Origin of the sequence: Micromonospora sp. WMMD737, from assembly GCF_049179055.1 — a bacterium.
In the GTDB taxonomy this organism is placed as follows: domain Bacteria; phylum Actinomycetota; class Actinomycetes; order Mycobacteriales; family Micromonosporaceae; genus Micromonospora; species Micromonospora reichwaldensis.
Genome location: NZ_JBMHMH010000001.1, coordinates 3,865,714 through 3,888,157, shown reverse-complemented (window position 1 = coordinate 3,888,157; position 22,444 = coordinate 3,865,714). Strand labels below are relative to the sequence as shown.

Sequence of the window (22,444 nt, the reverse complement as noted above, 5' to 3'; positions counted from 1 at the left end):
ACGGCTGAGTCTGGAATCAGCGAACGTTACGTCCGATCGGCGACTGTTTCCGCCGCCGGGGGTGGTGAAAGCTGGGGGCGGGGGAAGATCCGGGCGGGACCGCCCGGCATGGGAGGGGTGACCATGGCGGGCGACGCCGGCTCGGGCGCGGCGCGGGAACTGTTGCTGGTGCTCGCGGTGGCGCTGGCCGGGCTGCTGCTCGCCGTGGTCGCGGTGTTCACGCCGTGGCACGCCACCCCGGACGGGGCCGCGCCGGCCGCTCCGGTCGAGCTTCGCAGCCCGACGGAGCGGCCGGTGCCCACCGTCGGCTGACCGTCGCTTGGCCCGCCTGCCCGTCGCCGGAGAAGCCGGTGCGTGGTCAGCGGGCGCGGGTCTCCCCGGCACCGGCCGGGAGGTGTTCCGCCCCCAGCAGGTCGGCGAGGGTGGTCCGGTCGACCACCAGGGCGATCGCGCCGTGCACGGCCAGCCAGACGTCCCGCAGGCCGGTCGCCACACCCGCGTAGCCGGCCCGCTCGGCCGGCAGGCCGCGGACGGTCGTCAGGGAGCCGCCGATCGCGCGGAGCACGTCGCCGACGCTGATCTCCACCGCGGGGCGGGCCAGGGCGTACCCGCCCTCGGTGCCCCGGTGGCTCACCAGCAGGCCGGCCCGGCGCAGGTCGACCAGGATGCCCTGGAGAAAGCTCAGCGGGATGCCCTGGCTGTCGGCCAGCGTCCCCGCCTTGACCAGCCCGCCGCCGCCGACCGGAGCCGCGGCGGCGACGGCGAGCATGGCCCGGAGCGCGTAGTCACTGCGCGCGGAGACGTACACGTCACTGACCCGCCTGGTCCAACACGCCCCAGCGACGCCGGATCGCCTTGTCCGCCGCCCCGAACGCGGCGTCCACCGCCAGGCCCAGCACCAGGATCACGATCATCGTGGAGATCAGCCAGGGCGAGTCGGAGAGTTCCCGCGAGTAGGTCAGCTGCGCGCCCAGCGAGGTCTGCGAGATGCCGACCACGATCAGCTCGCCGGCCATCAGGCTGCGCCAGGAGAACGCCCAGCCCTGCTTGAGACCGGCCACGATGGCCGGCAGCGCGGCGGGCGCGATGACGTACCGGTACAGGTTGAGCCCCCGGGCGCCGAGGTTGCGGCCGGCGCGCAGCAGCAGCGGCGGCACGTAGTCCACACCGGCGATCACGCCGTTGGCGATGGACGGCGCGGCGCCGAGCACCACCACGAAGAAGATGGCCTTCTCGCTCAGCTCGAACAGCAGGATCGCCAGCGGGAACCAGGCGATCGACGGCATCGTCTGCAACGCGGTGATCATGGAGCCGATCGCGGCCCGCAGGATCCGCGACCGGGCCACCGCGAGGCCGAGCAGCAGGCCGACGGCGACCGAGAAGACGTAGCCGAGGGCCGCCCGGCGCAGGGTGGTGACCAGACCCTCCCAGAGCTGGACGCCGCTGACCTGCCGGAGCAGCTCCTGACCCACGGCCACCGGGCCCGGCAGCGAGTACTCGGGCTTCCAGCCGGTCCAGACCACGACCTGCCAGGCGCCGACGGCGAGGACGAGCGCGGCCAGCTTCGGCCAGGTCGCCGCCCAGAGCCGGCTGGCCCTCGTGCGGCTCTTCTCCCGACCGGCCAGCTCCAGGGCGTCCAGCCCGGAGATCTCCGAGTCGGTACGCGGGACGGCGGCGAGGGTGTCACCGGCCATGACGGCCCACCTCCGTACGCAGGCGGCCGGTGACCTCGGCGGCGATCGCGGCGACCTCGGGGGAGTCGATGCGGCGCGGCCGGGGCACGTCGACCGGGGTGGACCAGATGATCCGGCCGGGCCGGCTGGAGAGCAGGATGATCCGGTCGGCGAGCCGGGCCGCCTCGCGTACGTTGTGCGTCACGAAGATCACGGTGAGCCGCCGTTCGGTCCAGATCCGTTCCAGCTCGTCATGCAGGATGTCCCGGGTCATCGCGTCCAGCGCGCCGAACGGCTCGTCCATCAGCAGCACCGGCGTGTCCAGGGCGAGGGTGCGGGCCAGCGCCACCCGCTGGCGCATGCCGCCGGACAGTTCGTGCGGGCGCTTACGGCCGAAGTCGGCCAGGTGGACCGTGCCGAGCAGTTCGGCGACCCGGTCCCGCCGCGCCGCCCGGGGCAGCCCGCGCAGTTTCAGCGGCACCTCGACGTTGCCCTCGACGGTGAGCCAGGGGAAGAGGGCGGGCTCCTGGAACATCAGTCCCGGATCGACGCCCTCGTCGAGGGCGATCCGCCCGCCGCTGGGCCGGTCGAGGCCGGCGACCAGGTTGAGCAGGGTGCTCTTGCCGCAGCCGGAGGCCCCGACCAGGCAGACGAACTCGCCGGGCGCGACGTCGAGGGAGACCCCGTCCAGGGCGACGACGGCGTTCGCCCCGCGCCCGTACACCTTGGTGACGCCGTGCAGCGCGACCGAGCCGGTCGCGCTGCGTGGCGTCGTCGTGGTCGACGTCATGGTTGGACGACCTCGGGCTTGCCCTGGCCCTTCAGCACCTCGTTGAGGTAGGTCAGGTCGTAGAGACCGTCGAGGCTGACCGGCTGGGTCAGGCCGACCGCGACGGCGTGGTCGAGCCCGGTCTTCAGCGACGTGGCGATCGGGTCGTTGGTGAACTCCAGCGTCGGCCAGGCCTGCTTGATCAGCTTGAGGTCGAGGGGCTTGCCGCTGATCTTTCCGATGTGGTCGGAGATGGCCTGGTGCGTCTCGTCGGGCTTGGTGTTGACGAACTCGTTGGCCGCGACCTGGCCCTCGACCAGCTTCTTGACCACGTCCGGGTGTTCCTTGAGGAACTTGGTGCTGACGATCAGGTTGGTGATCACGAACTTCCGGTCCGGCCAGAGGTCGCGCTCGTCGACGAGCACCTTGCCGCCCGCGTTGACCAGCCGGGACACGAACGGCTCGGGCACCCAGGCGCCGTCGACGGCCCCGCTGTTGAACGTCTCCACCGTCTGGGCGTTCTCCTGCGGAATGATCTTGACGTCGCCGCCGCCCTCCTTGGTCGTCGTGAGGCCCTTCTCCTTGAGCCAGTAGCGGATGGCCACGTCCTGGGTGTTGCCCAGCTGCGGGGTCGCGATCTTCTTGCCCCGGAGCTGCTCCACCGAGGTGATCTCGGGCTTGACCACGAGCGCGACGCCGCCGGAGGCCGCGCCGGAGATGACCCGGACGGCCTCGCCCTTCGACTTCGAGAAGGCGTTCACGGTGGGGTTCGGGCCGATGTACGTGGCGTCGAGCGCCCCGGAGAAGATCGCCTCGATGGCGGCGGGGCCGGCGTTGAAGGTCTTCGTCTCCAGCTTGACGTCGCCGCCGAGCTTCTCGGCGAAGATGCCCTTCTCCACGCCGACCACCGCCGGCGCGTGGGTGATGTTCGGGAAGTAGCCGAGCCGCAGCGTCGTCGGGCCGGAGCCGCCGCCCGCGCCCTCGCTGTCGTCGCCGCAGGCGGCGGCGGTGCCCAGGGTCGCCACGCCGACGACGGCGAGGGTGGCCAGGGAGACCCACCGACGCATGGGGAGCCGTCTCATCGTCCATCCAATCCGCAGTATTCCTACTTAGTTGGTAGGAAAACTGGGGCAGGCGGTGAACTGGCGTCAAGGGCCAACCACATGCCGGGATTTGCGTCGCAGAAAAAGCGGCAATCTCTACTGGTTGGGTGTGCTTTGCGGCCGGTGTTCCCGCCGTCGCCGCCGGCCGCCGGGGCGGCTGCGTACGACGCCTCGCGCGCCGGCCGGGGCGGCAGGCGAGAGGTCGCCGGTGGCGGGAGTGCCGACGCGCTAGGGTCGATCCCGTGGCGGCGCGGAGATCGAGAATTCCAGCGACGAAGTACCCGGTAGAGCGGCTCACGCTCGACAACGGCCTGCGGGTGGTCCTGACCCCCGACCGCAGCGCCCCGGTGATCGGGGTGGCGGTCGTCTACGACGTCGGCATCCGCTCCGAACCCGAGGGGCGCACCGGCTTCGCCCACCTCTTCGAGCACCTCATGTTCCAGGGCTCCGAGAACCTGGAGAAGCTGGCGCACTTCCGGCACGTGCAGGGGGCGGGCGGCACCTTCAACGGCTCCACCCACCTGGACTACACCGACTACTACGAGACCCTGCCGAGCAACGCCCTGGAGCGGGCGCTGTTCCTGGAGGCCGACCGGATGCGCGGCCCCCGGCTGACCGAGGAGAACCTGCGCAACCAGGTCGACGTGGTCAAGGAGGAGATCCGGGTCAACGTCCTCAACCGCCCGTACGGCGGCTTTCCCTGGTTGACCCTGCCACCGGTCATGTTCGACACCTTCCCGAACGCGCACGACGGCTACGGCTCCTTCGTCGACCTGGAGTCGGCCACCGTCGGAGACGCCGCCGACTTCTTCCGCCGCTACTACGCGAGCGGCAACGCGGTGCTGGCGGTCAGCGGCGACATCGACGTCGCCGAGGCGACCACGCTGATCGAGCGGCACTTCGGCGACGTGCCGGCGCGGCCCGCCCCGAAACGGCCCGACTTCGCCGAGCCCGACCTGACCGAGGAGCGGCGTACCTCGTACACCGACGAGTTGGCCCCGTTGCCGGCGGTGGCCGGCGCCTGGCGGGTGCCCGACCCGATCACCGATCTCGCCGCCTACCTGCCGTACGTCGTGCTGGCCGAGGTGCTCACCGACGGCGACGCGTCCCGGCTGGTCGAGCGGCTGGTCCAGCGGGACCGGGCGGTGACCAGCCTCGGCGGCTACGTCGGCTTCATGGGCGACCCGTTCGACGTGCGGGACCCGACGGCGCTGCTGCTCCAGGCGCACCTGCCACCCGGCGGGGACGTGGACAAGGTGCTGCGCACCATCGACGAGGAGCTGGACCGGCTGGCCACCGACGGCGTGGCCGAGGGGGAACTGGCCCGCACCCAGGCCCGGATGGCGACCCACCTGCTGCGCGACACCGACGCGGTGCTCGGGCGGGCGTTGCAGATGGCCGTGCTGGAGCAGCAGCGCGGCGAGCCGGGGCTGCTCAACGACCTGCCCCGGCTCGTCGGCGAGGTCACCGACGAGCAGGTCCGCGCCGCCGCGGCCACCCTGCGGCCCGAGCGCCGCGCGTCCATCGAGGTCATCCCAGGAGGGGCCCGGTGAGCGCGAGGAGTGAGCCGGTCTTGCGAGCCCCGCAGTCGCGAACGAAGGTGGGTTCGGTGAGCGCGAGGAGTGAGCCGGTCTTGCGAGCCCCGCAGTCGCGAACGGAAATGACACAGTGAGTGTGACCGCACCGGCCGCGTCCCGGGCGCTGCCGCCGCTCGGCCCGAACCGCAGGCTCAAGCTGCCGAAGCAGGCCGAGCGCACGCTGGCCAACGGGCTGACCGTGATCGCCGTACGCCGGCCGGCGGTGCCGCTGGTGGAGGTGCGGCTGTGGATGCCGTTCGGCCGCACCCACCTCGCCCGGGGCGCCATGCTGGCGCAGACCCTGCTCTCCGGCACGGCGACGATGTCCAGCGTGCAGATCGCGGCCGAGTTGCAGAAGGTCGGCGGCGGGCTCTCCGCCGGGATCGACCCGGACCGGCTGATGCTCTCCGGCGCCGGGCTGGTCACCGGGCTGGACCGGATGCTGGAGATCCTCGCCGAGGTGCTGACCGACGCGGCCTACCCGAACGACGACGTCGCCACGGAGCGGGACCGGCTGGTGGACCGGATCCACGTGGCGCGCAGCCAGCCGGCGCACCTCGCCCGCACCGCCCTGCTCCGGCGGGTCTACGGCACCCACCCGTACGCGGTGCAGACCCCCGAACCGGAGGCGGTCCGGGCCGTCCGGCCGGGAGTGCTGCGGACCCTGCACGCCCAGCGGGTGCACCCCGCCGACGCCGTGCTGGTGCTGGTCGGTGACGTGCAGCCGGACCGGGCGCTGGACGCCGCCGAGAAGGCGCTGTCCGGGTGGACCGGCGCCGGGCACCCCGCCGACCTGCCGCCCGCCCCTCCGCTGGAGCCCGGGCCGCTGCTGCTGGTCGACCGTCCGGGGGCGGTGCAGTCCTCGCTGCGGATCGCGCTGCCGGCGGTGCCCCGCACCCACCCGGACCACGCCGCGCTGCAACTGGCCAACCTGATCTTCGGCGGCTACTTCTCCTCCCGCTGGGTGGAGAACATCCGCGAGGACAAGGGCTACACGTACGGGGGGCACTCCCTCGTCGAGCACTCGGTGGCCGGATCGGTGCTGGTCGCCGCCGTCGACGTGGCCACCGAGGTCACCGGGCCGGCGCTGCTGGAGACGACGTACGAACTCGGCCGGCTGGCCTCCCTCCCGCCCCGTGAGGACGAGCTGGAGCAGGCCCGCCAGTACGCCCTCGGCACCCTCCAACTCGGGATGTCCACCCAGGCCGGGCTCGCCTCGCTGACCAGCGCGTACGCCGGCAGCGGGCTGCGCCTGGAGTTCCTGGCCGAGCACGCCGCCCGGCTGGCGAAGGCGACCGTGGCCGACGTGGCCGAGGCGGCGGCCCGCTACCTCGCCCCGGCGCAGGCGGTCACCGTGGTGCTGGGTGACGCCGAACGGATCGGGCGGCAGGTGGCGGCGCTGGCCCCGGTCACCACCGAGCCGGCACGACCGTGAGCGGGGAGCCCGCCCCGCCGCTGGCCCGGTCCACCCTGGACCGGGCGGCCCACCGGCGCACCGACCCCGGGTGGCTGGCGCAGGCGTGGAGCCGGGCCCGGGTGCTGGTGCTCGACTCCGCCGACGGCGGCCGGGCGCTGGTGCGTACCGACACGTCGCCGCCGAAGCTGGTGCTTGTCGATCCGGCCGGGCTGCCCGGGCCGATATCGCCGATGTTCCTCGGCGTGGAGCCGGACGGGGTGCCGGTCTTCGCCGTGGACGCCCCGCTGCCGGCGGTGTCCGGGGCCCGGGCGACGCACCTGCGCGAGGTCGGGCACCTGCTCGGCGACCGCGACGCCGGGCTGTTCACCACCGCGCTGGCGCTGGTCAACTGGCACCTGCGGCACCGCTACTCGTCGGCCACCGGGCACCCGACGGAGGTGGACGAGGCCGGCTGGTCCCGGATCGACCCGGCCGGGGAGCGGATCTGGCCGCGTACCGATCCCGCCATGATCGTGCTGGTGCACGACGGCGTCCCGGGCCTCGACGGGCGGTGCCTGCTCGGCAACAACGCCACCTGGCCGCACACCGCCGGCGAACGCCGGTTCTCCTGCCTCGCCGGCTACGTCGAGCCGGGGGAGTCGGCCGAGGCCGCGGTGCTGCGCGAGGTCCGCGAGGAGGTCGGCGTCCCGGTCGACGACATCGCGTACGCGGGCAGCCAGGCGTGGCCGTTTCCCGGCTCCCTGATGCTCGGCTTCCTCGCCACCGCGGATCCGGAGCATCCGGTGCAGGTGGATCCGACGGAGATCGCGTTCGCCCGGTGGTTCTCCCGCAGGGAGATCGGCGCGGCCCTGGCGGGACGGCCGGTGGAGGTCGGCGGGGCCCGCCTGGTGCTGCCGCCGCCGTCGTCGATCGCGCTCTTCCTGATCCACCGCTGGCTCGACGGGCACTGCTGAGCCGGTCTCCGCCGCGCGCGAGCGCGCCGGTGGCCGGGGTCGTGCGGTCCCGGCCCGTGGCCGCCGTTGCCGCGACGGTCACGGACCGGGAACACGGGCCGCCGTGGTCGGCTGGGCAAAGGAGCACGGCGGGGGAGCCGGTCCGACCACGACGGACGTCTGGGGTGCGGGTCAGCTGCCTCGGTCGTCGGGTGCGACCCGCCGCCTGCGGCCCGGCTCGTCGAGCGGGAGCACCTTGACCCGCTGCTTGCCGGAGCGGACCGCGCCGACCGTGGCGAGGGCACGGGCCAGCAGCAGCGCGGCGTCGCGCTCCTCGGCGTGCACGATCTGGCGGCGCGGCTCGGGCGCGGTGGTCTCGTCGCGGAGTCGGTCACCGCACGCCCAGGCGGCGGCGATGTCCACGTCGGCGGCGGCGCGGATGTCGGTGCGAACGATCAGGAACCGCATGCGGGTCTCCGGATGAATCGCGAGGGTGGGGAACGGGTGGAAGTTCCACGTCACTCTGCCGTCATGTTACGCCGCGCGGTCGTCTCATCAAGTGAAACGCGACGATTGGTCCGGAGGCTCATCCGATCAGCGGATGCCTGGCCGGCGGGGTGGTGCGGCGCAGACGCGACGGGGCCGCCGGCACGCTGCCGGCGGCCCCGCGACCGTCGACGGATCAGTTCAGATCGAACTGTCCGTTCTTCGCGCCGGCGATGAAGCCCAGCCAGCCCGCCCGGTTGAACAGCAGCACCGGACCACCCTGGTCCTTGCTGTCCCGCAGGGCCACCGCGACCGGCCCGGTCCTCAGTGGTGCGACCTCGACGCAGTTCGAGGTCTGGCTGCGCGTGCTCTTACGCCACGGGGCGTCCGCGAGCTGGGCGAGTACGGACGGCGTGTTGCGGATCTCGTTCATCGTGCCACTCCTGAGGTGAACTGCTCCGATGGAACGAGTGGCGCCGCACGACCCGACGGTGGGCCCCCGTGATCACCGATCCGTCAGGCGCCCGGAATACCGGCGGCGTTGGGTCGGCGCCGTTGCCGGCCCGTACGCCACCGTGGACGCGGTCGCCGTGCCGGGCAGCCGCCCCGTCGCCTCGATCAGCCAGGAGAGGGTGTCCGATTCGGAGAGCGCCGCCGTGCATAGCCACTCGAACACCACTTTATAGCGATTTAGGGCGTTTACCTCGGTCGACATGACGTCGGTGAACCCCCCTTCGATGGCCAGCGTCTCCGGATCGAGCGGATCCGCGAACCGGTAGACCGAGAACGCGGTCGGCGGGAGGTACCAGTCGCCGATCTGGGTGTCGCGCGGCAGGACGTGCAGCGTGACGTTCGGCAGCATCGCCAGTTCGCAGAGCTGCACCAGCTGCGCGCGCAGCACCTCCGGCGGCCCGGTCCGGCCGCCGAGCGCCGCCTCCTCCAGCACCGCCGTGTAGCGGGGCGCATCGGTCGAGCGGGTGAGCAGCGACTGCCGGGCCAGCCGGGCCCGCACCTCGGTGTCGATGTCCTCACCGGCCTCCGGGTCGCCGGCCTCCTCGTCGACCTGCCGGGCGGAGGCGATCCGCACCGACGCGTAGTCCGGCGTCTGGAGCAGGCCCGGCACCAGGACCGGGTTGTATTCCGAGATCTCCGCGCAGCCCGCCTCCAGCTCGGCGAAGCTGCGCTGCTGCTGGGTCATCACCGGGTAGTTGCGCAGCCAGCCGCGGATGTCGCCGGCCTCCTCGGTGATGCCGAGGAGCTCCCGGCGCAGCGCCTCGTCGGCGCCGTAGAGATCCAGCAGCACGCGGACGTCGTCCGGGTCCGGGCGGCTGCGGCCGTTCTCCAGCCGGGACAACTTGGACGCGGACGCCCAGCCGATGCGCTCGATGACCTGGTCTCCCGTGAGACCCGCGGCCTCGCGCAGCCGGCGCAGCTCGGTGCCCAACCTGCGGCGGCGCAGGATCGGGCTGGGTGAGGCAGGAGGCACGACGTCCTCTTTTCCCGTGGACCGCCGCAGACGCGACGGTAACTGTATGAAATTCGCCCCCCACGGTCAGTATGGACGGCGCGCCTCCCGCCGGAGGTCCCGGCGGGGGCGTGTCTCGCAGAAAAGAGGACCGTGGAAGGGCGCGGCGTCCGGTACGACGCCGTCGGCCCGACCGCGCCACCCCACACCGCGCCACGCCGCGCACCACCCCCGCCGGAGGGACCCCATGCGCACCGTCCTGCGCCGCCCGGATTTCCGCCTGCTCTTCGGCGGCCTGCTCGCCAGCATGGCCGCCGAGTCGATCCTGTTGCTGGCCCTCGCCATCTGGGTGAAGGACCTGACCGGGTCGGACGGGCTGGCCGGCGCCACCATCTTCGCGGTCATCGCCCCGATGACCCTGGCCCCGCTGGTGGGGTGGATCGTCGACCGCTACCCCCGCCGCCCGTTCTTCGTGGCGGCGAACCTGGTGACGGCCGTGCTGCTCACCCCGCTCCTCGTGGTGCGGGACCGGACCGACGTGTGGATCATCTACGTGGTGGCGGCCCTCTACGGCCTGTCGTACATCACCCTCAGCGCCGTGCTCAGCGGCCTGATCCGCCAGCTCGTGCCGGTGGAACTGCTGGCCGAGGCCAACGGCGTGCTCCAGACCGTACGCCAGGGGCTGCGGCTGATCGGCCCGCTGGCCGGCGCCGGGCTCTACGCCGCCATCGGTGGCTGGATGCTGGCCGTGATCGGGATGGTCGGCTTCCTGTCGGCGGCCGTCGTGGTGGGCCTGCTCCGCACGACGGAGACGCCGCCCACCGGGCCCGGGCTGCGTTGGCCGGCCGAGGTGAGCGCCGGGCTGCGCCACCTGGCCGGGGAGCCGGCGCTGCGCCGGGCGCTGCTCGGCTACGGGCTGGGATCGCTGGCCATGGGCTTCAGCGAGTCGTTGATCTTCGCGTACGTCGACCAGGGGTTGCGCCGGGACGCCGCGTTCGTCGGCGTGCTGGTCACCGTGCAGGGCATCGGCGGGCTGGTCGGCGGGCTGCTCTCCCCGGCCGTGGTGCGCCGCGCCGGCGAGGTGGGCACGCTCGCCGCCGGGGTGGCGTTCTTCGGGCCGGCCTCGCTGGCGCTGGTGTACCCGAACCTCTGGCTCGGCTTCGTCGCCGTACTGCTGGCCGGGGTGTCGCTGCCGCTGACGATGGTCGGGCTGCACACGCTGATCCAGCGGCGTACCCCGCAGGCGCTGCTCGGCCGGGTCGCCGCGGCCTCGGAGGCCGTGGTCAGCGGCCCGCAGGCGCTCTCGATCGGCGCGGGGGCGCTGCTCGTCGGGGCGCTGGACTACCGCGTCCTGTTCGCCCTGATCGGGGTGGCCACCCTGCTCGCCGGCGGCTACCTCTGGCACGGCCGCACGCTCAGCCCGCCGCCACCCGTCCGGATCCCCGCCCCCCGCCGGCCCGCCGAGGGGTCCACCGCCGTCGGCCCGGCCGCCACCGCGGGCCAGGAGGTGGTCGGCACGACCCCACCGGGCCCGGCGCGCTGAGCCGCCGCGTCGTCAGGACCTCCCGTGGTACGCGACGAGCGGCCGCCCGGATGGGCGGCCGCTCGTGGGTGGTGCTGCGTCCGGTCAGGCGTCGATCGTGGCCAGGTGCTGCTTGACCTGGGTGATCGAGGGGTTGGTCAGGGCGCTGCCGTCGGCGAAACGCAGCGTCGGGACGGTCTGGTTGCCGCCGTTGACGCTCATCACGAACTCCGCGGCCTTCGCGTCCTGCTCGATGTCGACCACCTCGTAGCCGATGCCCTCCCGGTCGAGCTGCGACTTCAGCCGGTGGCAGTAGCCGCACCAGGGGGTCGAGTACATCGTCAGCATGGTCAGATCCTCCAACGGTCCGCGTGGCGGCTTGCCGATCAAGCCCAGGCTAACCGCTGCAACGTCTGGCGGAGCTGAGACAATTCCTCGCTGTGGTGGTTCACTCAGCATCCGAACGCGTGCTCGCCGGGCTCGACCCGGAGCAGCGCTCGGCGGTGACCGCCCCCGCCGGCCCGGTCTGCATCCTGGCCGGCGCCGGCACCGGCAAGACCCGCGCGGTCACCTCCCGGATCGCCCACCGGGCGCTCTCCGGGGAGATCTCCGCCCGGCACGTGCTCGCGGTGACCTTCACGGCCCGCGCCGCCGCCGAGATGCGCGCCCGGCTCACCGCGCTCGGGGTGGGCGGCGTCCAGGCCCGCACCTTCCACGCGGCGGCGCTGCGCCAGGTGCGCTACTTCGCGCCCCGGCTGCTCCAGGGGCGGGCCATGCCCGAGCTGCTGGACAGCAAGGTCCGGCTGGTCACCCTGGCCGCGGCCAAGGCCGGCCTGCGTACCGACCGGGCGGCCGCCCGGGACCTCGCCGGCGAGATCGAGTGGGCGAAGTCGTCGCTGGTGGAGCCGGGGGAGTACGTCGTCGCGGCGGCGAAGGCGATGCGGGACACCCCGCACGAGCCGGCCCGCGTCGCCGAGGTCTTCGCGGCGTACGAGCGGCTCAAGCGGTCCAACGGGGTGATCGACTTCGAGGACATGCTGCGCGCCGCGGTCTGGGGCATCGAGGAGCACCGGGACGTCGCCGAGCAGGTCCGCGCCCAGTACCGGCACTTCGTCGTCGACGAGTACCAGGACGTCAACCCCCTCCAGCAACGGCTGCTCCAGGCGTGGCTGGGCGGGCGGGACGACCTGACCGTGGTCGGCGACGCCAGCCAGACGATCTACTCGTTCACCGGGGCCACCTCGGCCTACCTCGTCGACTTCCCGCGCCGGTACCGGGGCGCGACGGTGGTCCGGCTGGTCCGCGACTACCGCTCCACCCCGCAGGTCGTCGGGCTGGCCAACGCGGTGATCTCCCAGGCGCGGGGCGCCGAGGCCCGGCTGCGCCTGGAGCTGGTCGGCCAGCGCCCGCCCGGCCCGGAACCGGAGCTGCGGATCTTCACCGACGAGCCGGCCGAGGCCAACGCGGTGGCCGCCCGCTGCCGCGCCCTGGTCGACGCCGGCACCCCGGCGAAGGAGGTCGCCGTGCTGTTCCGGACCAACGCGCAGTCCGAGGCGTACGAGAAGGCGCTGACCGAGGCGCAGGTGCCGTACGTGGTGCAGGGGGCCGAGCGGTTCTTCGAGCGCGCCGAGGTGCGACAGGCGATGGTCGCCCTGCGGGCCGCCACCCGGTCGATCCCCGGGGAGACCCCGCTGCCCGCCGCCGTGGTGGAGGCGCTCACCGCGGTCGGCTGGGCCCCCGACGCCGCCCCGGCCGGTGGCGCCGCCCGCGAGCGGTGGGAGGCGCTCGCCGCGCTGGTGCAACTCGCCGAGGAGTACGCGGCCACTCCGGAGGTGGTGCCGATCGGGCCCGCCGCCTCGGTCGAGCGCCCCGTCACCCTGGCCGACTTCAACGACGAGCTGGCCCGCCGGGCCGCCGCACAGCACGTGCCGACGGTCGACGGGGTGACCCTGGCCTCGCTGCACTCCGCCAAGGGCCTGGAGTGGGACGCGGTCTTCCTGGTCGGCCTCTCCGAGGGCACCCTGCCCACCACGTACGCCAAGACCGTCGAACAGGTCGAGGAGGAGCGCCGGCTGCTCTATGTCGGCGTCACCCGGGCGAGGGAGTGGCTCTGGCTGTCGTACGCCTCGGCCCGCTCCCCGGGCGGGCGGGCCCGGCGGCCCTCGCGGTTCCTGCCGCAGCTCGACCGCTCCGGCGGGACGGAGCGGGCCGGAGCCGCTCCCGCGGCGCGCCGGCCGGAGCGCCGCCGGACCCAGATCGTCTCCTGCCGGATCTGCGGCGCCACCCTGCTCGCCGGGCCGGACCGCAAGCTCGGCCGCTGCCCCACCTGCCCCTCGGACATCGACGAGGAGCTGCACGAACGGCTGCACGAGTGGCGCCGGCGGGTGGCCGGCGGGCAGCGCGTACCGGCCTATGTGGTCTTCACCGACGCCACTCTGGTCGCGCTCGCGGAACGGCGCCCCGGGCGGGCGGAGGAGCTGATCGCCATCGCCGGCATCGGGCCCCGGAAACTCGGCCTCTACGGGGAGGCGGTGCTGGCGCTGGTGGCGGGCGCGGCGGTCGACGACGTCTGCCCGGAGAAAACTTTCGAAATCTCGCCGTAAATTCGTTTGCCCTCGCCCCGTGGCGAGGAATAGCCTCATGACACACCTCGCGAGCGGCGCCATTCGGGCTGCTCACGGGGGGTAGAGACCGTATCGGCACGAGTGAACGTCAGAGGAGGTGGCCCCCATGGAGATCGTCTACATCAACGAGCGTCCGGCGGCGCTGCCCGCTGTCGTCGCTCCGCTGTCGGCTGTCCGGGTGGCCCTCGCCGCTGCGCGACCGTCGGTTTCCCAGGTGCACCGTGTCGAGGCTCAGGCCGAGCTGATTCTCGCCACCGCGCCAAACGGAAACCAGGGGACCAGTGGCTTCACGGGCAAGGGCGTCGATGCTGTCAAGCGTCACATGGACGTCCGCGGAGTTCCACCTCGAGGTAGACCGGTCTGATCTTCAGACACCGGCTCACCTCGAGGCCGCGGAACCCGCTACCGGGATCCGCGGCCTCAGTTTTTTGCCCGCCAAGTACGTCGGAAATGCGATCCACGAGATCGAAGTGAGAGAGAGGTGACCGGGCGATGAGTCTGGCGTTGGCCCCACTCGACGTGAGCGTCGAGGTGGAGGCGAACCTGCCCTGCCGGAAGTTCGACCCCGACCTGTGGTTCTCCGACTCGCCCGCCGAGCTCGAGCTGGCCAAGTCGCTCTGCGGGGACTGCCCGCTGCGCGTCGAGTGCCTGGCCGGGGCGGTGGAGCGGGCCGAGCCCTGGGGCGTCTGGGGCGGCGAGATCTTCGAGCGTGGCGCGGTCGTCCCGCGCAAGCGGCCCCGTGGCCGTCCGCGCAAGGAGGACCTCGCCCGCGACGCGGCGCTCCGGGTCGAGGCCGAGGCACGACTGGCGGCCAGTGGGCTGTCCGAGTCGCGCACCACGGTCCGGCTGGCGGCCTGACATGCACCCGATCCAACCCACCCACGCCGGTGTCACGCCGGCGACGAGAGAGCTGACCACCATGCTGAACGTTCTTGACGGAGTCGCCGAGATGCAACTACTTCACGAAGCGCTGTCCCGGGCTCGAATGCGCCGGCCTCAGGCCGGTCGTACCACCACGAGCACTGAGGCAACCCTTTCCGCCCGTACCGTCGCCATGAACAGCCGCAACCGAGCGGCGCGCGACCTGGGCGTTCTCTAGTACCCCACCGAGAGTCGAGGGGCGGTGGCCGGATTCCGGCCACCGCCCCTCGTCGCGTTCCCCTGGTCGCGCGCCGTCGCTCAGCCGCCCGCCGAGGGCCGCCCGGCCGACGGGGCGAAGCCGGGCAGCCAACGCTCCAGGATGCCCCGGTAGGGCGCCTTCGCCTCGAGCTGGCAGAGCACGCCGATCGAGCCGAGCGTCACCCGGTGGATGAGCAGGTACGACGGCGGCAGGTTGAGCTGCCGGCTCAACTGGTACGCGGGGGAGCGGGGGCTGGCCAGCCGGGTCGCCTCCGTGCGCAGCCAGGCCCGGGTGAACCGGAACTCGTCGGCGGCGATGGGCTCCAGCATCGGACGGAGGAAGTCGAGCACCGCCTCGGCGTCGATCTCCTCGGTGGAACCGATGAAGCCCTCCGAGCGCAGGCCCGCGACCACCTCGTCGGCGTCGCCCCGCAGCGCCAGCGCGGCGATGCGGCCGATCGGTTCGGGCGTGCCCTCCGGCATCCGGGCCACCGCGCCGAAGTCGATCACGCCGAGCCGGCCGTCCGCCAGCAGCCGGAAGTTGCCCGGGTGCGGATCGGCGTGCAACAGCCCGGCCCGCTGCGGCGCGGAGAGGTGCAGGATGGCCATCAGCCGGCCGGCCTCGTCGCGCTGCTCCTCCGTGCCCTCGCGGATGATCTCCGCCAGCGGGGTGCCCTCGACCCACTCGGTGACCAGGACCCGGGGCGACGCCGAGACCACCGCCGGGATGTGGATCTCCGGATCGTCCGCGTACGCGGCGGCGAAGGCGCGCTGCGACTCGGCCTCCAGCTCGTAGTCGAGTTCCTCGGTGATCCGTTCCCGCAGCTCCGCCAGGAGCGGCTTGACGTCCAGCCCGGGCTGGATCGCCCGGAACATCCCACCGAGGCGGGAGAGCTGCTTGAGGTCGGCGAGCAGGGCGTCGCCGGCGCCCGGGTACTGGATCTTGACAGCCACGTCGCGGGTCTGCGGCGCGCCGGCCGGCCCGTAGCCCGGCTCCCGCCACACCGCCCGGTGCACCTGGCCGATGCTGGCCGCGGCGGCGGGGGTGTCGTCGAACTCCACGAACCGGTCCCGCCAGTCCGGGCCGAGCTGCTCGGCGAGCACCTTGTGCACGCTGGCCGCCGGCAGCGGCGGCGCCGCCTCCTGGAGCTTGGTCAGCGCCTGCCGGTAGGGGGCGGCGATCTCCTCTGGCAGGGCGGCCTCGAAGACCGACAGCGCCTGCCCGAACTTCATCGCACCGCCCTTGAGCTGCCCCAACACGCTGAAGAGCTGCTCGGCGGTGCGTTGCTGGATCTCCGCGGAGATCACGTCGGAGGCGAGCCCCGTGACGCGCTTACCCATGCCGAGGACGGTCCGACCGGCGAAGCCGAGCGGCAGAGCGGCGAGCTTGGCGGTCCGGGACACGGCCCGGCGCGGGATGTCGGTCACCCGGCCATTGTTACCGACTCCGGGGGCCCGCGGCTGCTCTGCCGCCGGGCTGGGTGCCCCTCCCCACCTCCGCAGGCATCACCGGCGCCGTCGCGAACATCCGCAGGAGGGGTGCGGCGGCCACATCCGGCGGCGGAACCGCCCCGCCCCGGTGATCTCCACCGCGCAGCCCAGGGTCTCCGGGGTGCCCCCGTCGAGCTGCGCCAGCGCCTCGGCCACCGCGTACGCCCCGGCCGCCAGGAGGGTCGCGGTGGCACACGCCTGCTCGCCCGCGCCCGTGGCGAGCTGGGCGGCCAGCGCCGGCCAGTCCGGGTCCCGGTCCGCCCGGTGCAGGTCGAGGCAGTTCAGGCAGGGGCCAGCGGGTGGGCGGACGAGCGGGCCGACCACGGGCACGCCCTCCCGGAGGGCGAGCAGCAGGTGCGGCTGGCGGCGCTGGGCGTGACCGGCGGCGAGCAGGGCGGCCGGCCGGTCCGTACCGAGCTGGACGACCAGGTCGACGCGGCCCCGCCGGAGCGGCCCCGTGCCCGCGCCGGGGGCGGCCCGCTCGACGGCGTCGCGTACCGCCCGGGCGAGCGGACGGCCGAGCGCGGCGGCCGGGATGCCCGTGCCGACCAGGTCCGCCGGCCGCACCGGGCCGGCCAGGTCCGGGTGCACGTGCCCCACCCCCGCCTGGGCCAGCGCCAGGGCGACCGGGGCGCCGAGGCGGCCGGTGCCGCTGACCACCACCCGGGCGGTCAGCCGCCGGCGCAGCACCTGGGCGGGCGTGCCGGGCAGCCGCGCCGAGGCCAGGGCGAGCGCCTCCGCCTCGGCGGTGAGCCGGGCCCGGGGCGGGCCGGCCAGGTCCTTCGGCAGCAGGGTGTGCGCGGGTACGACCAGGCCCGCGGCCCGCAGCGCGTCGAGCAGGGCGCGGGCCTCGTCGGGGGCCACCTCGGCCGCGACGGCGTGCGCCAGGACCAGCCGTTCGCTACGGGTGCCGTCGAGCAGGTCGAGCAGGCGTGCGGCCCGGGGGTCGGCGATCTCCAGCAGCACGGCGCGGCCCGGCTCGACGCCGAGTTGGAGGGTGTGACGGTCCCGCCAGAGTCGGGTGAGGCCCGGCAGCAGGACGGGACGGGGCAGCGTGGTGGCACGGCGCATGACACCGATCGTGACCGTGTCCGTGCTCACCGTCGATCGTTGTCCACAGGTGCGCGGTGCCCTGTCCAGGGCTGTCCACAGGAAATCCCGGGATATCCACAACCCGCCGGTAACCATGTCGGCGAGCCGACAGTGCGCGACCGGGTGCGCCGGCGGACGAGGTGCGGTCATGCCGGAGGGGGCGGCCGACGGCCGCCCCCTCCGGTGCATCCGTACGGGTCAGACCTTCGCCTTGCCCAGGATGCGGTTCACTGTTGTGCCGCAGACCGGACACTTGCCCTTGGCCATGTTCATCCCGGTCTTCGAGACCTCGACGCGGCCCTCGAAATCCCGCTTCTCCTTGCACTTGACGCAGTAACCGTTGTAGCTCTGGGCCTGGTCGGCCACGGTGCCCTCCTCGTCTCGTCCGCCGGCCGATGCCGTCCCGGCGGGGGTTCCCGGCGGCGGGCCACTCGGGCACCGGCGCTGGGGTCGTTCTCCCACGGCCACGCTCGTGACCGCTGGTCCGCGGACCCTACCCAGGTGTGGGCGGTTCCATGTCAGCTGTGCTTCGTCACTGTGAGCAAGTCGACGTCGAGAGTGTGCATGGCGAATTACGTCGGATAAGTCAGTTTGGCGGGGACACGCCGACCGAACCCGCCCAGATGCCCCGTGTGGGGCACCCCGAGCTGCGCCCGCCACGGAGATCACCTAACGTGGGGATGCGCCCCGCCGCACCCGGCGGGGGCCAGCGGCGCGACGCCTCCGCACCCGCGGACGGCCGCCACGAAGGGTGACGGCGACGAATCACCGTGGCCAGGCAAAAGATTTTTTGGGACTCCTGCCGACCAATCACCATTTTCCGGGCGGGTGTCGGGGTGTTGACCCTTGCGGACCCCTGGTCAGTACGCATTAGCTTTCCTTCGTGACAGGAATCCGAGGCTGCGCGGCCCGCTGATGGCAGGGGCGCGGAAGCCGGTCGTCGAAGTGCGGCGCAGCCAGCGTCGGCGACGCACGGTGTCCGCGTACCGCGACGGTGAACGGGTCGTCGTCCTCATCCCGGACCAGTTCTCCCGGGCCGAGGAGAGCGAGTGGGTCGACCGGATGCTCGCCCGGCTCGCCGCCCGGGAGGGGCGCCTCGCCCGGTCCGACGCCGAGCTGCTCGCCCGGGCCACCCGCCTGATCAAGCTCTACCTCGCCGAACACGGCGCGCAGGCCGTACCGACGAGCGTCCGCTGGGTCACCAACCAGAACGGCCGGTGGGGGTCGTGCACCCCGGACGACGGCACGATCCGCATCTCGCACCGCGTCCAGGGGCTGCCCGACTGGGTGATCGACTACGTGCTCCTGCACGAGCTCGCGCACCTCATCGTGCCCAGCCACAACGCGCGGTTCTGGGCGCTCGTCGCGCGCTACCCGAAGTCCGAGCGGGCGCGCGGCTACCTGGAGGGCGTCGCGGCGGCCTCGGGCACCCCGCTGACCGACTGAGCCTCAGCGCCGCCGGCCAACCGCCGTCCCGACCCCCACACCTGCTGCCCGCCCCGGCGTAATCCGCGCTGTCCGCGCTGCTCGCGCCGGAGCCGGCGAGATCTTGGTACGCGACGGCCCCTCCGGGGGCACGTTCCTGCCAAGATCTCGACGCGACTCCGGCAGCCGGCTGCTCATGTCGGGGCTCGCCGAGCGGGCGGGCGCCGCATCCCCGCGCCCGTCGGTCGTGGCTCCTGGCGCGTCCGGCTAGGGTCGTGGGGTGGCCCGACGTGTGGTGGTGGCGTTGCTCGGACCGGTGACCTGGGCGCCGCCCGGCACCGACCCGGTGGACTGGCGGGCCGCGCTCGCCGAGGACGTGGTCGACCTGCTCGCCACGCTCAACGAGGTGGAGACGGCCGTTGCGGTCACCCCGGCCGACCGGGAGCTGGCCGACGCGGTGGTCTGGCCGGACACGGCCGTGTACGAGGTCCCCGAGGCGACCCCGAACGCCGTCTTCGCCGCCCTCGCCGACACCGGCTACGACCAGGTGGCCGTGATCGCCGGCGACGCGCCCGACGTGCCGGGCCTGACCATCGGCAAGCTGCTGCGCCCACTCACCACCCGGCCGGTCGCGGTCGCCCCGGTCGAGGGCGGTGGGCCGGGGCTGCTCGGCGTGGCCACCCGGCTGCCCGTACCGGCGTGGCTGCCGGCGCTGGACCTGGACACCGCGCGGCCTGCGACCGTGCGCGCGGCGGCGCCGCGACCCGGCGACCTGGCGGTGACCCCGGCCTGGCGGCGCCTGCGTGGGCCGGGCGATCTGGCATTCCTCGACCCGGCCGTGGAGGGCTGGGAGACCACCCGCGCCCTGCTCTCCGGCACCGCGCAGCCCCGCTGAGCCGACCGCGGGCCGGAAGCGACCCGCACCAACCCCTCCGGACCACGGCCGGGCCCCCGACCCCGCGACGCAGCCCGACCCCGCGACGAGGGCCGGGCGCGACGTCGGGCGGCCGTTGGACCGTGCGGCGCGTCCCGACCGTGCGCCCGACCGTGCGACGTGGGCCGACCTCGCGACGTGGCCCGACCGCGCGGCGAGGCCGCCCGAACCCCGGTGGGGCGGGCGGCCTCGTCGTCGACGCGATCAGGGGCGGCTGGCGTCGCCGCCGTCGGGGTCGTCGTCCGGGCGCCGCTGCTCCGGCTCGCCCGGGGCCTTCTCCTCCGGGCCGCCCGGCGCGCTGAAGTCGAAGCTCTCCAACTCACCGAGGTCCCACTCGGACATCGCGAAGGCCACCGGGTCGGCGAAGTCGTCGTCGGAGGGGAGCAGGTCGGGGTGGCCCCACAGGGCGTCCCGGCCGGCGATGCCGCGGTGCTCGGTCAGCGCCGCCCAGAGCGCCGCCGCCTCGCGCAGCCGGCGCGGACGCAGCTCCAGGCCGACCAGCGCCGCGAATGTCTGCTCGGCCGGGCCACCGGCGGCCCGGCGGCGGCGGAACGCCTCGCCGAGGCTCACCACGTTGGGCAGCCGGCCGCTCGCCGCGCTGTCGACCACGTGGCACACCCAGCCCTCGACCAGGGCCAGGGCGGTCTCGAGCCGGGCCAGCGACGCCTTCTGCGCCGGGCTGTCCTCCGGCGTGAAGATGCCCTCCAGCGCGATCGCCTGCATCGACTCCGGGTCGGTCGGGTCGACCCGGCCCATCGCCTCCTCGATCGCCTCCCGGTTGACCCGGATGCCGGCGGCGTACATCTCGACGGCGTTGAGCACGTGCCCGCGCAGCCACGGCACGTGCTGGAAGAGCCGCTGGTGGGCGGCCTCGCGCAGGGCGACGTAGAGGCGTACCTCGTCCTCGGGCAGCTCCAGGCCCTCGCCGTACGCCCGGATGTTGGCCGGGATCAGCGCGGCCGTGCCGGCCGGGCCGAGCGGCAGCCCGATGTCGCCGGCGGAGAGCACCTCCGCGGCGAGCGAGCCGAGCGCCTGGCCGAGCTGACCGCCGAAGAGCGCGCCACCGAGGGTGGCGACCATCGACTGCATCGGGCCGAGCTGGGCGCGCGCCTCCGGCGGCACCAGGTCGCCCATCGCGCCGACCATCCGGCTGGCGACCGGGTCGCAGAGCTTGCGCCAGACGTCGAGCGTCTTGTAGATCCACTCGTTGCGGTTCCAGGCCAGCGAGGTCTGGATGCCCGAGGGCAGGGCGGAGGCCGGCTCCAGCCACAGGTCCGCGAGCCGCAACGCCTCCTCCACCGCGTTGCGCTCGAAGGGCGACACCGCCGGGTCGCCCGCGGCGGCGAGTTGGCTGGCGGCCACCTGCCGGGCCAGGTCCCAGTTGACCGGCCCGCTGCCCGACGCGGAGAGCAGGTGCTGCAACTGCGACATGAACTGCTGCATCTGCGCGGGATCGTTGGGGTCTGGTGGTTGCCCACCCGGGAGCGCGAAACCGAACGGAATATCAGGCACGACGTCTACGGTACGCGCGCCGCGCCCCAGGTAGCTGCCGCTGGCGTTGCGCTGAGGGCGAAGTCGCGATTCACCCGCCGGAGGCCCCGATCCCGGTCGGTACGCTCTGCCGCATGAGACGTCGCGGCGTGACCGTCCTGCTCGGTGCTCTGCTCACCGCTCTGCTCAGCATCGGCGTGCTCGGCGCGCCCATCCCGTACGTGGTGCTCGGCCCGGGGCCGACCGTCAACACGCTCGGCAAGGAGAACGGCAAGGAGGTCATCCAGGTCACCGGCCGGGAGACCTCCACCTCCGCCGGCCAGCTCCGGCTGACCACGGTCGGGGTGCAGCCCTCGGTCAAGCTGCGCTCGGCGATCCAGGGCTGGTTCTCCGACGACGAGGCGGTGGTGCCCCGCGAGCTGGTGTACCCGCCGGGGGAGAGCCGCAAGCAGGTCGAGGAGCGCAACGCGGAGGACTTCCGGGTCTCGCAGACCAGCGCGGAGACCGCGGCGCTGCGGGAGCTGGGCTTCCCGGTGCAGGTGGTGGTCAAGACCGTCGCCGCCGACGGTCCGGCGGCCGGCGTACTCAAGCCCGGCGACGTGCTGACCTCGGTGGACGGGGAACCGGTCCCGTTGGCCACCCGCCTCACGGATGTGATCAGGGCGAAGCCGGCCGGGACCGCGCTGCGGATCGGCTACACCCGCGACGGCGCCGCCGCGACGGCGACGGTCACCAGCCGGGAGCAGGACGGGCGACCCCGCATCGGGGTGGAGATCGAGCAGCAGCAGCCGCACCCGTTCACCCTGAGCATCGACCTGGAGGACATCGGCGGGCCGAGCGCCGGCCTGATGTTCGCCCTCGGCATCGTGGACAAGCTGACCCCGGAGGACCTGACCGGCGGGAAGGTCATCGCCGGCACCGGCACGATCGACGACGCCGGCCGGGTCGGGCCGATCGGCGGCATCGCCCAGAAGCTGGTGGGCGCGAAGGAAGCCGGCGCGGTGGCGTTCCTGGTGCCGGCGGCGAACTGCGCCGAGGCCGTACGCAACCCGCAGCCCGGGCTGCCGCTGCTGAAGGTCGGCTCGCTGGACGAGGCACTGACCGCGCTGGAGACGCTGCGCGCCGGGGGCCAGCCGACCCGCTGCTGACCACGAGCGCGGGCGTTCCCGGCGTACGTGGCGGGTGCGCACCGGCCGCCCCTCCACCGACGCTTCCGCCGCGCGGCGCGACGCCGTGTGACCTTGGACCGACACGTTCAGGAACACCCCGTACTCTGGGTGCCTGGTCGGAGCCGATCACATCGAGCGTGCGGAGCCAACAGTGG

23 protein-coding genes are annotated in these 22,444 nt (G+C 73.7%); 11 read left to right on the top strand and 12 right to left on the bottom strand.

From position 1 onward, the window contains the following. Positions 1-123: 123 nt before the first annotated feature. The gene (locus ACN27A_RS16785) at positions 124-312 is read left to right on the top strand and encodes a hypothetical protein (RefSeq protein ID WP_132231061.1); all 189 of its coding nucleotides are present in this window, start codon (positions 124-126) and stop codon (positions 310-312) included. Positions 313-358: 46 nt separating this feature from the next. On the opposite strand, the gene ACN27A_RS16780 is transcribed toward ACN27A_RS16785, so the two are convergent. From ACN27A_RS16780 to ACN27A_RS16765, 4 genes are read right to left on the bottom strand one after another with little or no spacing between them, the layout of a single operon-like run. After that, on the bottom strand, positions 359-808 hold the full coding sequence (locus ACN27A_RS16780; protein WP_421454466.1) for an RrF2 family transcriptional regulator: 450 nt from the start codon (positions 806-808) through the stop codon (positions 359-361). A 1-nt stretch (position 809) separates the two neighbouring features. After that, positions 810-1,694, bottom strand: a complete 885-nt coding sequence (locus tag ACN27A_RS16775) for an ABC transporter permease (RefSeq protein ID WP_421454463.1) — start codon at positions 1,692-1,694, stop codon at positions 810-812. Continuing rightward, positions 1,684-2,463: an ABC transporter ATP-binding protein gene (locus tag ACN27A_RS16770; RefSeq protein WP_421454461.1), complete on the bottom strand. Its 780-nt coding sequence runs from the start codon at positions 2,461-2,463 to the stop codon at positions 1,684-1,686. The genes ACN27A_RS16775 and ACN27A_RS16770 overlap by 11 nt, the downstream gene beginning before the upstream one ends. Continuing rightward, positions 2,460-3,524 (bottom strand): ABC transporter substrate-binding protein, encoded by a 1,065-nt coding sequence (locus ACN27A_RS16765; protein ID WP_421454458.1) that lies wholly within the window; start codon positions 3,522-3,524, stop codon positions 2,460-2,462. The genes ACN27A_RS16770 and ACN27A_RS16765 overlap by 4 nt, the downstream gene beginning before the upstream one ends. Positions 3,525-3,787: 263 nt before the next feature. Between ACN27A_RS16765 and ACN27A_RS16760 the strand changes: the two genes are divergently transcribed. From ACN27A_RS16760 to nudC, 3 genes are all read left to right on the top strand, one after another. Continuing rightward, positions 3,788-5,098, top strand: a complete 1,311-nt coding sequence (locus ACN27A_RS16760; RefSeq protein WP_421454456.1) for a M16 family metallopeptidase — start codon at positions 3,788-3,790, stop codon at positions 5,096-5,098. A 115-nt stretch (positions 5,099-5,213) separates the two neighbouring features. After that, on the top strand, positions 5,214-6,557 hold the full coding sequence (locus ACN27A_RS16755; RefSeq protein ID WP_421454453.1) for a M16 family metallopeptidase: 1,344 nt from the start codon (positions 5,214-5,216) through the stop codon (positions 6,555-6,557). Further along, entirely contained in the window at positions 6,554-7,492 is a 939-nt protein-coding gene (gene nudC / locus ACN27A_RS16750; RefSeq protein WP_421454451.1) for an NAD(+) diphosphatase, read from the top strand. The genes ACN27A_RS16755 and nudC overlap by 4 nt, the downstream gene beginning before the upstream one ends. A 171-nt stretch (positions 7,493-7,663) precedes the next feature. On the opposite strand, the gene ACN27A_RS16745 is transcribed toward nudC, so the two are convergent. The 3 genes from ACN27A_RS16745 to ACN27A_RS16735 form a co-directional block, all read right to left on the bottom strand. Continuing rightward, entirely contained in the window at positions 7,664-7,939 is a 276-nt protein-coding gene (locus tag ACN27A_RS16745) for a hypothetical protein (RefSeq protein WP_421458502.1), read from the bottom strand. A gap of 214 nt (positions 7,940-8,153) precedes the next feature. Further along, on the bottom strand, positions 8,154-8,390 hold the full coding sequence (locus ACN27A_RS16740; protein ID WP_132231069.1) for a DUF397 domain-containing protein: 237 nt from the start codon (positions 8,388-8,390) through the stop codon (positions 8,154-8,156). A gap of 72 nt (positions 8,391-8,462) precedes the next feature. Then, positions 8,463-9,443, bottom strand: a complete 981-nt coding sequence (locus ACN27A_RS16735; RefSeq protein ID WP_421454448.1) for a helix-turn-helix domain-containing protein — start codon at positions 9,441-9,443, stop codon at positions 8,463-8,465. Between the two features lie 226 nt (positions 9,444-9,669). On the opposite strand from ACN27A_RS16735, the gene ACN27A_RS16730 reads away from it, so the two are divergent. Continuing rightward, a complete protein-coding gene (locus ACN27A_RS16730) occupies positions 9,670-10,965 on the top strand; it encodes an MFS transporter (RefSeq protein WP_421454445.1) in 1,296 nt (431 codons plus the stop codon). Positions 10,966-11,049: 84 nt separating this feature from the next. On the opposite strand, the gene ACN27A_RS16725 is transcribed toward ACN27A_RS16730, so the two are convergent. Continuing rightward, positions 11,050-11,292 carry a mycoredoxin gene (locus ACN27A_RS16725; protein ID WP_311413010.1) on the bottom strand — a complete coding sequence of 81 codons (243 nt, stop codon included), beginning with the start codon at positions 11,290-11,292 and terminating at the stop codon, positions 11,050-11,052. A 92-nt stretch (positions 11,293-11,384) separates the two neighbouring features. Between ACN27A_RS16725 and ACN27A_RS16720 the strand changes: the two genes are divergently transcribed. From ACN27A_RS16720 to ACN27A_RS16710, 3 genes are all read left to right on the top strand, one after another. After that, on the top strand, positions 11,385-13,547 hold the full coding sequence (locus ACN27A_RS16720; RefSeq protein ID WP_421454441.1) for an ATP-dependent DNA helicase UvrD2: 2,163 nt from the start codon (positions 11,385-11,387) through the stop codon (positions 13,545-13,547). 127 nt (positions 13,548-13,674) lie between these two features. Continuing rightward, a complete protein-coding gene (locus tag ACN27A_RS16715) occupies positions 13,675-13,932 on the top strand; it encodes a hypothetical protein (RefSeq protein ID WP_132231073.1) in 258 nt (85 codons plus the stop codon). Positions 13,933-14,060: 128 nt separating this feature from the next. Beyond that, positions 14,061-14,426: a WhiB family transcriptional regulator gene (locus ACN27A_RS16710; RefSeq protein WP_088998544.1), complete on the top strand. Its 366-nt coding sequence runs from the start codon at positions 14,061-14,063 to the stop codon at positions 14,424-14,426. Between the two features lie 321 nt (positions 14,427-14,747). Here ACN27A_RS16710 and ACN27A_RS16705 read toward each other — a convergent pair whose 3' ends face one another. From ACN27A_RS16705 to ACN27A_RS16695, 3 genes are all read right to left on the bottom strand, one after another. Continuing rightward, positions 14,748-16,115, bottom strand: coding sequence for an ABC1 kinase family protein (locus tag ACN27A_RS16705; RefSeq protein ID WP_421454438.1), 1,368 nt, complete (start codon positions 16,113-16,115; stop codon positions 14,748-14,750). Between the two features lie 78 nt (positions 16,116-16,193). Beyond that, positions 16,194-17,249 (bottom strand): TOMM precursor leader peptide-binding protein, encoded by a 1,056-nt coding sequence (locus ACN27A_RS16700; RefSeq protein WP_421458501.1) that lies wholly within the window; start codon positions 17,247-17,249, stop codon positions 16,194-16,196. 219 nt (positions 17,250-17,468) lie between these two features. After that, complete coding sequence (locus ACN27A_RS16695; RefSeq protein WP_199714804.1) at positions 17,469-17,636, bottom strand: DUF5679 domain-containing protein; 168 nt, start codon at positions 17,634-17,636, stop codon at positions 17,469-17,471. Between the two features lie 549 nt (positions 17,637-18,185). Between ACN27A_RS16695 and ACN27A_RS16690 the strand changes: the two genes are divergently transcribed. Together ACN27A_RS16690 and ACN27A_RS16685 are read left to right on the top strand one after the other, a co-directional pair. Then, entirely contained in the window at positions 18,186-18,716 is a 531-nt protein-coding gene (locus ACN27A_RS16690; protein WP_132231076.1) for a M48 family metallopeptidase, read from the top strand. A 259-nt stretch (positions 18,717-18,975) separates the two neighbouring features. Continuing rightward, the gene (locus ACN27A_RS16685; RefSeq protein ID WP_421454435.1) at positions 18,976-19,590 is read left to right on the top strand and encodes a hypothetical protein; all 615 of its coding nucleotides are present in this window, start codon (positions 18,976-18,978) and stop codon (positions 19,588-19,590) included. 243 nt (positions 19,591-19,833) lie between these two features. Here ACN27A_RS16685 and ACN27A_RS16680 read toward each other — a convergent pair whose 3' ends face one another. Further along, the gene (locus tag ACN27A_RS16680; RefSeq protein WP_421454432.1) at positions 19,834-21,141 is read right to left on the bottom strand and encodes a zinc-dependent metalloprotease; all 1,308 of its coding nucleotides are present in this window, start codon (positions 21,139-21,141) and stop codon (positions 19,834-19,836) included. Positions 21,142-21,254: 113 nt separating this feature from the next. On the opposite strand from ACN27A_RS16680, the gene ACN27A_RS16675 reads away from it, so the two are divergent. Continuing rightward, positions 21,255-22,268 (top strand): PDZ domain-containing protein, encoded by a 1,014-nt coding sequence (locus tag ACN27A_RS16675; protein ID WP_421454430.1) that lies wholly within the window; start codon positions 21,255-21,257, stop codon positions 22,266-22,268. The last annotated feature ends 176 nt before the right edge of the window (positions 22,269-22,444 follow it).